9 protein-coding genes are annotated in these 13208 nt (G+C 33.2%); 1 reads left to right on the top strand and 8 read right to left on the bottom strand.

Annotated elements, in window-relative coordinates:
• Nucleotides 1-6: 6 nt before the first annotated feature.
• Nucleotides 7-1614 (bottom strand): S8 family serine peptidase, encoded by a 1608-nt coding sequence (locus SD960_RS13335; RefSeq protein ID WP_318803833.1) that lies wholly within the window; start codon nucleotides 1612-1614, stop codon nucleotides 7-9.
• A gap of 44 nt (nucleotides 1615-1658) precedes the next feature.
• A complete protein-coding gene (mnmA, locus tag SD960_RS13330) occupies nucleotides 1659-2846 on the bottom strand; it encodes a tRNA 2-thiouridine(34) synthase MnmA (protein WP_318803832.1) in 1188 nt (395 codons plus the stop codon).
• 143 nt (nucleotides 2847-2989) lie between these two features.
• Between mnmA and SD960_RS13325 the strand changes: the two genes are divergently transcribed.
• Nucleotides 2990-4867 carry a PEP/pyruvate-binding domain-containing protein gene (locus SD960_RS13325; RefSeq protein ID WP_318803831.1) on the top strand — a complete coding sequence of 626 codons (1878 nt, stop codon included), beginning with the start codon at nucleotides 2990-2992 and terminating at the stop codon, nucleotides 4865-4867.
• A 197-nt stretch (nucleotides 4868-5064) separates the two neighbouring features.
• Here SD960_RS13325 and SD960_RS13320 read toward each other — a convergent pair whose 3' ends face one another.
• The 6 genes from SD960_RS13320 to nagB form a co-directional block, all read right to left on the bottom strand.
• Entirely contained in the window at nucleotides 5065-5622 is a 558-nt protein-coding gene (locus tag SD960_RS13320) for a DUF4956 domain-containing protein (RefSeq protein WP_318803830.1), read from the bottom strand.
• A 183-nt stretch (nucleotides 5623-5805) separates the two neighbouring features.
• On the bottom strand, nucleotides 5806-6525 hold the full coding sequence (locus tag SD960_RS13315; RefSeq protein WP_318803829.1) for a hypothetical protein: 720 nt from the start codon (nucleotides 6523-6525) through the stop codon (nucleotides 5806-5808).
• A gap of 90 nt (nucleotides 6526-6615) precedes the next feature.
• Nucleotides 6616-8523 carry a membrane protein insertase YidC gene (gene yidC, locus SD960_RS13310; protein ID WP_318803828.1) on the bottom strand — a complete coding sequence of 636 codons (1908 nt, stop codon included), beginning with the start codon at nucleotides 8521-8523 and terminating at the stop codon, nucleotides 6616-6618.
• A 78-nt stretch (nucleotides 8524-8601) separates the two neighbouring features.
• Complete coding sequence (locus SD960_RS13305; protein WP_318803826.1) at nucleotides 8602-10215, bottom strand: CTP synthase; 1614 nt, start codon at nucleotides 10213-10215, stop codon at nucleotides 8602-8604.
• 517 nt (nucleotides 10216-10732) lie between these two features.
• A complete protein-coding gene (locus SD960_RS13300) occupies nucleotides 10733-10966 on the bottom strand; it encodes a DUF3820 family protein (RefSeq protein WP_318803825.1) in 234 nt (77 codons plus the stop codon).
• 237 nt (nucleotides 10967-11203) lie between these two features.
• On the bottom strand, nucleotides 11204-13132 hold the full coding sequence (gene nagB, locus SD960_RS13295; protein WP_318803823.1) for a glucosamine-6-phosphate deaminase: 1929 nt from the start codon (nucleotides 13130-13132) through the stop codon (nucleotides 11204-11206).
• Nucleotides 13133-13208 lie beyond the last annotated feature (76 nt).

The raw sequence follows: 13208 nt of genomic DNA, 5'->3' as shown, positions 1-13208 counted from the left end.
AAATTATTATTGCTTGATAATCTTTCCGGTTTTATGTAAACCTTCGGCATCAAAAGTATAAAAATAAAGTCCGCTTTTTAAAGGCTGAACAGAAACAGTTGGATTTTCGTTTGTTATTTCTGTTTCAATAAGTTTTTGTCCTAAAACAGAATAAATTACAATCGAAGCTTTACTATTTTGTTCTGAAAAAGAAAAAGAAATATCCGTTTTTGCCGGATTGGGAAACACTGAAAAAGAAGTAGCTGTTTGAAACTTTTCTACTCCTAAAGTCGATCCAAAATTAGGGATTCCATATCCGTAATTATTATCCGGAGTCGTATATTGGCTTGATGATTCCAGAATCATTTGTCTGATTTCCTTATTGGTTTTAGCTGGAAAAGCCTGCCATAAACAAGCTACCATTCCCGCCATAATCGGGCATGAAAACGAAGTTCCGTTTGATGTTCCTATAGTTCCATTTACGTTAGCAACTACCGAAGCAGTTCCTTGCGCCATAATATCCGGTTTTATTCTACCATCGTAACTTGGCCCGATAGAACTAAAACTCGATCTTACTTTAGAAGCCATAACCGATCCGATTGCTAATACCGAAACTGCATCAGCCGGAGAACCAATATGTGGCTCAGCCTTGGCTCCCTCATTTCCGGCAGAAGCCAAAACTACTATCCCTTTACTAAACGCTATTTCTGCACCACGCGAAATAAAATTGGTTATTCCGTTCATATCACTATAAGTATGATTGTACCTTGCTTCGTCACGCTCACCAAAATAACCTAATGACGAAGTAATAATATCAACCCCTAAAGCGTCTGCTCTTTCAGCGGCTTCTACCCAAAGTGATTCTTCCAGAGGATTTTCCAGAGCATCAATTTCTGTAATAAAAAGATAATATGAAGCATTTGGAGCAGTTCCTATCAAAGCATTTTCTTTGTAACCGCCCATAGTAGAAAGAACCAAAGTTCCATGACTGCCCCCTGTGTAGAAATTAGCATTTCTGGTGGTAAAATCGTAACCGCCCAAAATGCGATTATTATTTCTAAGATTTTCAAATGGCTGGGCTGTATTAACGCCCGGAAATCCTGCATCTAAAACGGCTATAATTTTTCCTTCTCCTGTAAAATTCTGCTGATGCAAAATTTGTCCGTTGAGCATCTGAATCTGACTGGCAGAATTACCGTAAGCATAATCAATAGCAGTTTCGAGCTTATTCAGCGTTTGACTTGTATTGGTTTCTGATACTTTTTTTGATGTTGTATTTAAAGTTTTATCTGCAAAATCTACTTTTTGAACAAAAGAAAATGATTTTAAAGCATTAATATCTGTCTGTGTACCACGAATATGAAGCGCATTCAACCATTTCGACTGCGCCATTACAGTTATTCCTGTACTTACCTTAATTTGGTCGATAAAGGAAGTTTCTACAGGTGCGTCTGTAAAATCCAACGCTATGTTTTGATTTGTTCTTCGATCTAAAGCTTTTTGAGAAAGTTCTGTCAACGGATTATTAAAGAACAATTGAGCATTGGGTTTTGCATTGAAATACACCCAAGCTTCCTGTTGTGAAAATACCGTGATCGAAAGAAGTAATAAAAGAAATGTAAAGTTGTATCTCATAGTTTACTTTTTTAAAGGCTAAACCTTTGTAAAAAAGTATAAAGCTAAGAAATTACTCCCGAACCAACTAATTCATTTTCTAAATACCAGGCTACAAACTGACCTTCTGTAATGGCAGACTGAGGTTCTTCAAATTGAACGTACATTCCATCTTCAAATTGGTGCAAAACAGCTTTTTGCAAAGGCTGACGATAGCGAATTCTCGCCATCACTTCCATCGTTTCCCCTTTTTCCAATTTTAAATCTTCACGAACCCAGTGTACTTCAGAATCTCCAACAAATAAAGCTTTTTTAAACAAGCCCGGATGATTGCTTGTTAAACCTGTATAAATCGTATTGGTATCAACATCTGTCGCAATAACAAATAATGGATCTGTTGTTCCGCCAACATTAAGCCCCTTTCTTTGTCCATTTGTAAAATAATGGGCTCCCTGATGTTTTCCCATCACTTTTCCCATTGTAGGAAGGTATGCTCTTTTTTGAGCTTCTAATTTTAATTCTTCTTCTAAAGATAATCCAGCCGGTATTTCCAGATTGTAAATCGGATCATTTTTATCAATTTGAACAATCTTTCCTTCTTTTGGCTGCAATTTTTGCTGCAAAAATTCCGGTAGACGTACTTTTCCAATAAAACATAAACCTTGAGAATCCTTTTTTTCGGCAGTTACCAATTCCATTTCAGCAGCAATTTCACGTACTTCCGGTTTTGTTAAAGCGCCAATTGGAAACAACGATTTTGCTAATTGATCTTGCGATAACTGGCATAAAAAATACGATTGATCTTTGTTATTGTCTGCTCCGGCAATTAATTGGTAAACCGGTTTTCCATCAACTTCAATTTCATTTTTTTGACAATAATGTCCCGTTGCTACATAATCGGCACCAAGACTTAAGGCAATTTTCATGAAAACATCAAATTTGATCTCACGATTACAAAGCACGTCAGGATTTGGAGTTCTTCCTTTTTCATATTCGTTGAACATATAATCAACGATTTTTTCTTTGTATTCTTCGCTCAAATCTACAGTTTGAAACGGTATTCCTAGTTTTTCAGCAACTAATAAAGCATCATTACTGTCTTCTAACCAAGGACATTCGTTTGAAATAGTAACCGAATCATCGTGCCAGTTTTTCATAAAAAGACCGATAACTTCGTAACCTTGCTGCTGCAATAAATAAGCCGCAACACTAGAATCTACTCCACCAGAAAGACCAACAACTACACGTTTCATTTTAACTCCTTTATAATTTTATAAGGGTGCAAAGGTAAGTCATATTTTAGAAAATTATATTGGTTTTAATTAGTTTATATAATGCAGAGGTAGATAAAACTTATTGCTTTTTTTAATTACTTTTAATCATCAACTAAAATGTCATGCCAAAACAGTTTTACACCTTTATTTTCTTTATCATTTTAACCACTTTAAATGCGCAAAGTTATCGTGCTTCCTTGCAAAATTATGCAGAGTACAAAGCATTTAAAGGCAAACCGCTATCAGATAAATTTTCGAATATTGAATCGGTAAAAGTAATTTACGATTTGAAAAGACAAAAGATGTATTATTTCAACAGTACTCTCATTCGTCTGCATTTTGATTTTGTAACCAACTATTTGGGTTACAGTAAAGACCTTGATGTTTTTAATAACAATAATTATAGTGATACCGAAAAAAGCCGGGAGTTTTTATTGGGAAATCTGAATCACATTAAAGGTTCTGATAAATGGATTTTTGAATTGGCAGCTTCAGATCATATGCCAATTACATTGCTGGAACGTTTCTATCATTTAATTGTAAGCTCAACTTTCATTGGCAAAGATTTAAAGTTTTATCTCAACAATCCGGAACAAATTGAATGGTTTCAACAAAATAAATTTAAAATCCCCTGTGTAAAATCAGACTATATTTTTAATGAATTGAGTTATCAGGAAGTAGTTCCGGGGAAAAATATTGGTATTCTAAAACAATATAAAATCAAGGAATTAGAAAGCACAAAACCCAATCCTGATGAAATTATTATTCTGGATGGAACACCGGATATTCTGCCAAATGTTCGCGGTATTATTGTAAATGAGTTACAAACTCCGTTAAGCCATTTGGTGTTGTTGGGAAAAAACAGAAAAATTCCGATTATGGCCTATACGAATGTCTTTAAAGATTCGAATATCAAAAGATTACTTTCTAAAAAAGTAGAATTAAAAATTGCTGTTGACACCTTTTACATCAAAGAAACCGATAAAAAAATAATACAAAAAGTTATTAAGAAAAAGAAAAAATTAATTATCGATAATAGTGTTACTGAATTAGTCAACTTAGCAACAATTCCTAAAAAAGGAGTAAATTATATTGGTTCTAAAGCGCAAAATATGGCGTATTTAATTGCCATTGCAAAAGAGACATCTTTTAAAACGCCTGAAGATGCTCACGCGATTCCGTTTTATTTTTACACCAAACACATTCAAAAGAAATCAATTTCTCCTTTAATCACGGAGCTTTTAAATTATCCCCACAAAGATTCAACTGTTTGGATTAACAAGCACTTAAAGAAAATACGTGATGCTATTAAGAAAGAACCAATTGATCCTCAATTAATAACAAAACTAAATCAGACTTTTAAAAATGCAGCCTTCAAAAACTTCCGATTCAGATCTTCAACCAATGCCGAAGATATGGATGATTTTAATGGCGCCGGACTTTACGATTCTAAAACCGGAATATTAGGTGACAGTATCAAAACTTTTGAAAAAGCCATTAAACAAGTTTGGGCAAGCGCCTGGAATGAAAGTTCATTTACAGAAAGAGAACTTTTTGGTATTGATCAGCAAAATGTTGCTATGGGGGTTTTAGTACATCGTTCTTTTCCGGATGAATTGGCAAATGGAGTCGTAATAACAAAGAACATATTCAGGGAGAATTTTTCGGGAATTACAGTAAATGTTCAGAAAGGAGAAAACTCAGTTGTAAAACCAGAAAAAGGCGAAGTTTGCGAACAGTTTATAGTTTATCATTTTAATGAAGGCAAAACAGAAAGCGACTTTGATGTAGATTATACTTCAAACTCCAATCTCAACAACAACGAGCCTTTATTGAATAGGAAAGAAATAAGTAATTTGTTCCTGGTTAGTAAAAAAATCGAAACTAAAATGTACCTTTACTGGAGAAAAAACCAATTTCATCCCATCGATATTGAATTTAAAATTGTTGGTAAAAACAGAGATTTGTACATCAAACAAGTGAGACCTTTTAATGAATAATTTACTCGTTGAGTGTAATTATTTTTAACACATAGAAACATAGAATTATTGAACTCAAAAAAGGCGTTTCACTAGCATTAACAAACATAGCTATGTGTGAGAAACGAGTTTCTTTTTGACTTCTTTTTACAAAATCATTAATCTATGTTTCTATGTGTTTAATTAAATTTTATTGTATTACACATCCGACGGGATAATTAATATAAAACCAAAAGATCAATTTCGTTTGAAATAGTGTTAACAGTAATAATTTTAAAGTCGAAATTTTCAATGTCGATTTTTTCCTGAATAGACTTTCTAATGCTGCTGTTATCTAAAGAAAAATTAGCGTCTAATGCAATTTTGACATTAATTGTATTCAAATATTTAGAGGCTTTTTTGTTGACAATGATAGAAGCAATTACATAAAATCCGATTATCATAATTTGAAAAAAGAGCAAAACTTCTATTTTTTCATAAGGATATAAAATATCTAAAATTGAAAGCGTAATTGTGGCAAAAAGAAAGATAATTGCATTGACCGTAAAAGATTGTGTACGGAATCTCAGAATTGAAAAAATGGCAAATAGACCAAACCCAATGCCTACTCCAATCTCAATTTTTGTAAATACATAACAAAGTGAAAAAGTACAAAGCCCAACAATAACCATCAACGGATTTATGGTTTCATTATCTTTTCTGTTTGAGAAAAAATACAAAATCAGAATTGAAAAAAACAGCAATAAAAATCTTCCTGAAAGCTCGTTTAAATCCATTTAATTAAATTATTTAGCTAATCAAATTTAGATAAAAAGTTGCCATGAATTTCACGAATTTCCCGAATTATTCTACTTGGTTCAAGTTTGAGAAAAAAATTAGCGAAAATTCGTGACTCAAGCGAAGCGAACAGGCGAAGCAAATTCGTGGCAAAAAAAAGTCCGCTCAAAGCGGACAAATATCTATTCCATTTTAGGTTTTGAATCAGCTTTATAACTGCTTTTCGGATCACTCATATTTACCTCTTTGGTTAATTTTCCTTTAAAGTAAAATTGCCACATTCCGACCTTCTTTCCGTTCAAAAATTTTCCTTTAGATGCTACAACCCCATCAGAATCATAAAAAACAGCATCTCCATTATATTCGTTATTTTTATAGGTTGTCTGCTCTAAAATGATTCCGTTTTGTCCCCATTTTTTATAAATGCCTTCTTTCTTTCCGTTTACATACGTCATTTCTTCGGCAACTTTTTCATTTGGATAAAAAACCGTTCTTGCACCTTCCAGCTTTCCGTTTTTGTAATTTTCGATTGCCATTACAATTTTAGAGGCTTTATGGTAATATTTCCATTCTCCCTCGTAATTTTTGCCTATCACTTTACCTTCACTTACCTTATTTTTATTCTGATCATAAAAAATATTATAAGCACTTCCGTCATTGGCACTAAAATCACGAGTTGCAATCACATCGCCTTTTTTAGTATCATCAAAAAATTTAAATATTCCGGTTTCTTTTCCGTGACTAAAAGTTCCTTCGTAGCGAGGACGTTTTGAAACTTCGTAAGTTCCTTTCCACAAACCATCTTTTTTACCGTTGGCATCGAGTTTATTAATGTCAGCCTGAGCGTTTATAAAAAGTACATTTAGTAATGCTAATCCAAATAATAGTCTTTTTAAAATCATATATTTTCAATTTTAAACTTAAACGAAATTGTCTTGTATAAATTATATTGGGTATAAAAAAATCCCGATAAATCGAGATTTTTTTATTTGTTATTTCTTTTTATTCTGCGCTTTTGCAGCTTCTTGCTGCTCCATCACATCCTGAAGACGCTGTTGAAATTTACTTGGCTTTTTAGGCTCTTTCAATTTGTTCTCCTGAATTTGAGCGTGAATTTTATCTGTATCAACAATATAGTTTTTAATTACAAACATGATTCCGATTGTAATTAAGTTGGAGATAAAGTTATACAAACTCAAACCTGCACCGTAACTATTGAAGAAAATTAACATCATTAATGGCGAAACATAAATCATTATTTTCATCATTTTTGCCATATCCGGCATACCTTCTTGCTGAGGCGCTGCCATTTGCTGATCTCCAGACGTCATTTTCATATAGAAGAAAATTGCAATTGCTGCCAAAATTGGGAACAAACTGATATGATCTCCATATAAAGGAATGTGGAAAGGTAATTTTACAATAGCATCAAATGAAGATAAATCATTTGCCCAAAGGAAACTTTTTTGTCTTAACTCAAAAGCTGACGGGAAGAACTGGAATGATGCATACATAAACGGAAGCTGAATCAAGGCCGGAATACATCCTGCCATTGGGTTTACTCCTGCTTTGTTGTACAACTTCATTGTTTCCTGTTGTTTTTTCATTGGGTCTTTTTTGAATTTTTCCCCCAATTCTGTAATCTCCGGACGTAAAACTTTCATTTTAGCCTGAGACAGGAATGATTTATATGTAATTGGCGACATGGCCAATTTAATAATAATTGTAAATATGATAATCGCAATTCCGTAAGCAATATAAGAACTTAGGAATCCGAATAACGGAATAAATACCCATCTATTAATCCATCCGAAAATTCCCCAACCTAATGGAATAATTTTTTCGAAATTTTTATCGTAAGATTTTAAAGTTTTATAATCAGCTGGTCCAAAATACCAACTCATTTTGTAGTCAATCTCTCCATTTGAAAAAGCCAGAGGAAGAGTCGCTCTAAATTGTTTGATAAAGGCAGTATCTATTTTTTCGTCTTTAACTAAATCATCTGATTGTAATTTAGATTTTTCAAATGGTTTATCAGTAGATAAAATAGTCGTAAAAAAATGTTGTTTAAAAGCTACATAACTTACTTTTTCAGGTGTTTCTTCTTTACCTACTCCATTAGGACTTACATAATTGTACTTTTCATCATCGTATTCGTATTGGATTTCAGCAAAACGTTTTTCGATAGAAACACTTTTTTCATTTCTGTAAGTTTTTAAATCCCATTGTAAATCTAATGGTTTGGCAGCATTTAAAACTTTATTCAATCCCTGAGAACGAATATCAAAACCAACTAAATAATCGTTTGGTTTTAAAATATATTTATATTCTAAAAATTCGTTAGCTCCTGCTTTCAAACGCATTGTCAAAACCTGATCAGCACCAATTTTAGTTAGTGTTGGCTCAAAAAATAAATCTTTAGAATTTAAAGTTCTGTTATCAGTTGTTTGTAATTGTATATTTAAATTAGCATTATTGTCTTTAATCAATTCAACTAATTGCTTTGAACCTTTTTCAAATCTTTCAAATTCTTTAAGAGTTGCTTCAACTATATAACCACCTTTATTGGCGATTTTTAGTATCATCTTTTCGTTTTCGATGGTTGTAAAAGACTCTTTTGCAGAAGGAAGCGTAGCAGAATAAGCGAAACCACCTAAAGTTTTTTGCAATTGTGCCAATTGAACTGTATCACCAGGAGTTGCAGCAGCAACCGGCAAAACAGCGGTTTTAGTTTTGTCAGCTTTAGCCTGAGCTTCTTGTGTGGCAACTAATTCTTTCTTGGCTTTTTCAGCAGCAATTTCTTTATCAGAAGGTTGATTTTGGTACATTATCCAAATCAAAATTCCAAATATCAATACAAAACCAATGATTGAATTAAGATCAAATTTTTTTTCTTCCATTATAATTTAAAAAAGTTATTCATTTAAGGCTATTAGTAATGAGTTTAACTCAAAAGTTACACCTTTTAGAATTAATTATTATTTTTTATGTGCATTGACTGCAGCAGCCACAAAGTTTACGAAAATTGGATGTGGGTTTGCCACTGTACTTTTGTATTCCGGGTGGTATTGTACTCCGATGAAAAACGGATGATTTTCTAATTCTATAATTTCAACTAAACCAGTATCAGGATTCACTCCAGAAGCAATTAAACCAGCTTTCTGCAACTCATCTTTATATTTATTGTTATACTCATAACGGTGACGGTGACGTTCTGAAATAGTCTTTTCACCATAAATTTTATGTGCCAATGAGTTTGGTTTGATATCACATTTCCAAGCCCCAAGACGCATAGTTCCGCCTTTATCAGTAATTGTTTTTTGCTCTTCCATCAAATTCACAACTGGATGTTTCGTTTTGTCATTCATCTCAGTAGAATTCGCTTCTTTGTAACCTAAAATATTTCTTGAATATTCGATAACAGACATTTGCATTCCCAAACAAATTCCAAAAAACGGAATATTATTTTCACGTGCAAAACGAACTGCTTCAATTTTTCCTTCGATACCTCTTTCACCAAAACCAGGTGCTACTAAAACACCATCAAGAGGTCCTAATTTTTCTTCAATATTATCGCTGGTAATATGTTCTGAATGTATAGAAATTACGTTTACTTTCGTTTCATTTGAAGCTCCAGCATGAATAAACGCCTCTAAAATAGATTTGTAGCAATCCTGCATTTCTACATACTTTCCAATCAAACCAATATTTACAGTATGTTTTGGATTTTTTAATCTGCGTAAAAAAGTATTCCAGTTTTTTAAATCCGGAGACGCTTTTTTAGGCAAATCTAATTTCTTTAAAGCTACAACATCTAATCCTTCTTCAAGCATTAAATTTGGAACTTCATATATTGTAGAAGCATCAATAGATTGAATTACAGCTTCTCTTTTTACATTACAAAATAATGCCAGCTTATTACGCAACTCATCAGAAAGTTCATGCTCTGTTCTGCAAACTAAAATATCAGCTTTGATACCACTTTCCATCAACGTTTTTACAGAGTGCTGTGTAGGTTTTGTTTTTAACTCACCTGCAGCAGCCAAAAATGGAACCAAAGTTAAATGAATAACAATTCCATTATTTTCTCCCAACTCCCAAACCAACTGACGAACAGACTCTATATAAGGTAATGACTCAATATCACCAACAGTTCCACCAATTTCAGTAATTACAATATCATAATCGCCCGATTTACCAAGCAACTGCATTCTGTCTTTGATTTCGTTTGTAATATGAGGAACAACCTGAACCGTTTTTCCTAAAAATTCTCCCCTTCTTTCTTTCTCAATAACCGAAAGATAAACTCTTCCTGTAGTAACATTATTGGCTTGAGAAGTCGGAACATTCAAAAAACGCTCGTAGTGACCTAAATCCAAATCTGTTTCTGCACCATCATCTGTAACGTAACATTCTCCGTGTTCATAAGGATTCAATGTTCCCGGATCAACATTGATGTACGGATCAAATTTTTGAATAGTTGTACGATATCCTCTTCCTTGTAACAATTTTGCTAAAGATGCCGCGATAATTCCTTTTCCTAAAGAAGAAGTCACACCGCCTGTAACAAAAATATATTTTGTTTGATTCATTCTGTTGTTGTTTGTATTGTAGTTGTGTAAAAAACTTGGCAAAAGTACAAATTTAATTAGACAATTTATCAATTAGAGATTGAGATAATTTGCAAATTTTTAAACAGAACGATTACTTGGTTTTGTAATCGATAATTTTAAGGATTTATTAGGATTTTTTTTGAAGAATGTCTTTAAATCGAACTTAATTACTGTTTTCTAATAATTGAAAAAGTTAATTTACTAATGTCTTACATTATCAGTTATAGTTATTTTTTTGGCAAAAAAAAATATTATAATTTTAAAACATCGACTTGTACACATTTATAAATTCAGTCTTGAATTCTGTGGTGCCAATTTGTTTTCAAAAATTATAATATTTTTTATCTTTCAAATATTAAATTCAAAAACACTGACTTGTACACATTAATAAATTCAGTCTGGAATTCTGTGGTATCACTTTGTTTTTAAAAATTATAATATTTTGTACTTCAAATATATACAAAAAATTTAAATAACAAAAGATTTTTCTTACTATTTAATTTGGTTTTGGATATTGTTCCTTAATATTTCTGATTAATTCTTCCAATCCGTTTAATTTTAGCTCGTAAATAAGCTGTAATTGCTGGCCTAATTCTCCTTTAGGAAAACCTTTATTATGGTACCAAACCACATAATATTCTGGTAAATCGATTAAAAAACGTCCTTCGTATTTTCCGAAAGGCATTTTGGTGTGGGCTAATTTTATGAGAAGTTTTTTGTCTTGTTCCATAGTTTAAAGAAAAAAGAAGCAAGAGAAAAGAATATAGACTAATTCTTTCTTCTTGCTTCTACCTGCAAAGCTATTATTAATTTTTACTTTTTGCCACAGATTAAGAAATTAAATTGATTTTCTGATCGGTGTGTATTTTCCGCCACGAATTCCACAAATTAGCACAAATTTAATTAGTGAAAATTAGTGCAATTAGTGGCAAAACTTAGAATCTTAGCATCTCAGAACCTTAGCAACTTAGTAATGCCATCTCACGAAAGCTTCCATTGCTGCATACGTTGCCAAACCTAATTGTTGGTACAAATCAGCAGTTTCTGCGTTTCTGTCTTCTGCTCTTTGCCAAAATTCTCTGGCGTCGGTTCCTTGAAAAACAACCCCGTCTTTTTGAGATTGGTGTTTGAAAATTCCGTGACGTTTTGCTAAAACCTGATCGGGGCTCATTGGTACAGCCATTTCGACTTCGTCAATTCCCCATTCCTGCCAAGCCCCTCTGTATAACCATAACCAGCAGTCATCCATAAACGATTTTGGCTTTAAGACTTTTACAGCTTCAAAAATAGCATCCAGACAAACTTTGTGCGTTCCGTGTGGATCTGCTAAATCTCCGGCAGCATATATTTGGTGTGGTTTTATCTTTTCAATTAAATCAACTGTTAACTGAATATCTTCTGGTCCAATTGGTTTCTTCTCAATTGTTCCGGTTTCATAAAACGGTAATTCCATAAAATGAATCTGATCATCGCTCAATCCAACAAAATGACTTGTCGCTCTCGCCTCCCCTTTTCTGATCAAACCTTTGATGTAACGAACTTCAGGAATATCAATTTCACTGTTCTTTTTATTTTCTAAAAAGGTTTGTGCTTTTTGGTAAATGTTATCGGCTTCGGCGCTTTTGATTCCGAATTTCTCATTATAATCAATTACGAATCTTGCAAAACGCAACGCTTCATCATCCGCAACAGCGATGTTACCGGAGGTCTGATACGCAACATGTACTTCATGTCCTTGTTCCTGCAAACGCATGAAAGTTCCTCCCATACTAATAATATCATCATCAGGATGTGGACTAAAAATCAAGACACGTTTTTTAGCAGGCTCCGCTCTTTCTGGTCTGTTTGAATCATCAGCATTTGGTTTTCCGCCTGGCCAGCCTGTAATTGTATTTTGTAACTTATTGAATATTTTAATGTTGATGTCGTATGCCGGACCTGAATCTGCCAATAAATCGCTCATTCCGTGTTCGATATAATCAGCATCTGTCAGCATTAAAATTGGTTTTTTAAGCTGAAGTGCTAATCCTAAAACCGCTTTACGGCTAAGCTTATCTGTCCACGTCACTTTTTCTACCAGCCAAGGTTTGTTGATTCTGGTTAGTTTGGAAGATGCTTCTTTATCTAAAACAAAAACGGCATTATTGTGTTCCTGCAAAAACGAAGCTGGTACACGATTCGTAACTTCATCTTCTACCGATTTTTTTACAATATTGGCTTTTCCTTCTCCCCATGCCAAAAGAATAACTTGTTTGGCTTCCATGATTTTCTTGACTCCAAGAGTAATTGCTGTTCTTGGCGTATTACTTAATCCGAAGAAATCTTTACTTGCCGCAACTCTTGTAATATGATCTAATGCCACCAAACGCGTTTTTGAATTTTGAAGTGATCCTGATTCATTAAAACCAATGTGTCCGTTACCACCAATTCCAAGAATTTGAAGATCTATTCCGCCCAAAGCTTCAATTTTAGCCTCGTATTCATGACAATAATCGGCAATTTGTTCTTTAGTTAAAAGCCCGTCCGGAACGTGAGCGTTTTCAGGTAAAATATCGACATGATCAAACAGTAATTCTTTCATGAAACGAACATAACTGTTGATTGAATTTGGTTCCATCGGATAATATTCATCCAGATTGAAACTAATTACGTTCTTAAAACTCAAACCTTCCTCTTTGTGCAAACGCACCAATTCAGCATACAATCCTTTTGGAGAAGATCCGGTCGCCAAACCTAAAATACAAGGTTTGTTTTCTTTTTGTTTTTCCTGAATTAACGCTGCAATTTGCTGTGCAACAGCTTTTGAGGCATCGGTTGAATTTTCAAAAACAACAGTATTGATGTTTTCGAATCGTTTTTCGAATCCTGTTGCTTTGTCGATTTTACTTTTTAACATGATATAGTTTTTTTTTAATTCTTTTTTGGTCGTTTATTTTATATAAAACACTTATAATCAATTTCATATAAAGATA

Source organism: Flavobacterium sp. MMLR14_040, assembly GCF_033657265.1.
GTDB lineage: Bacteria > Bacteroidota > Bacteroidia > Flavobacteriales > Flavobacteriaceae > Flavobacterium.
Note: the sequence above shows the minus strand (reverse complement) of the source record. Positions and strands in the feature narration are given on the sequence as shown.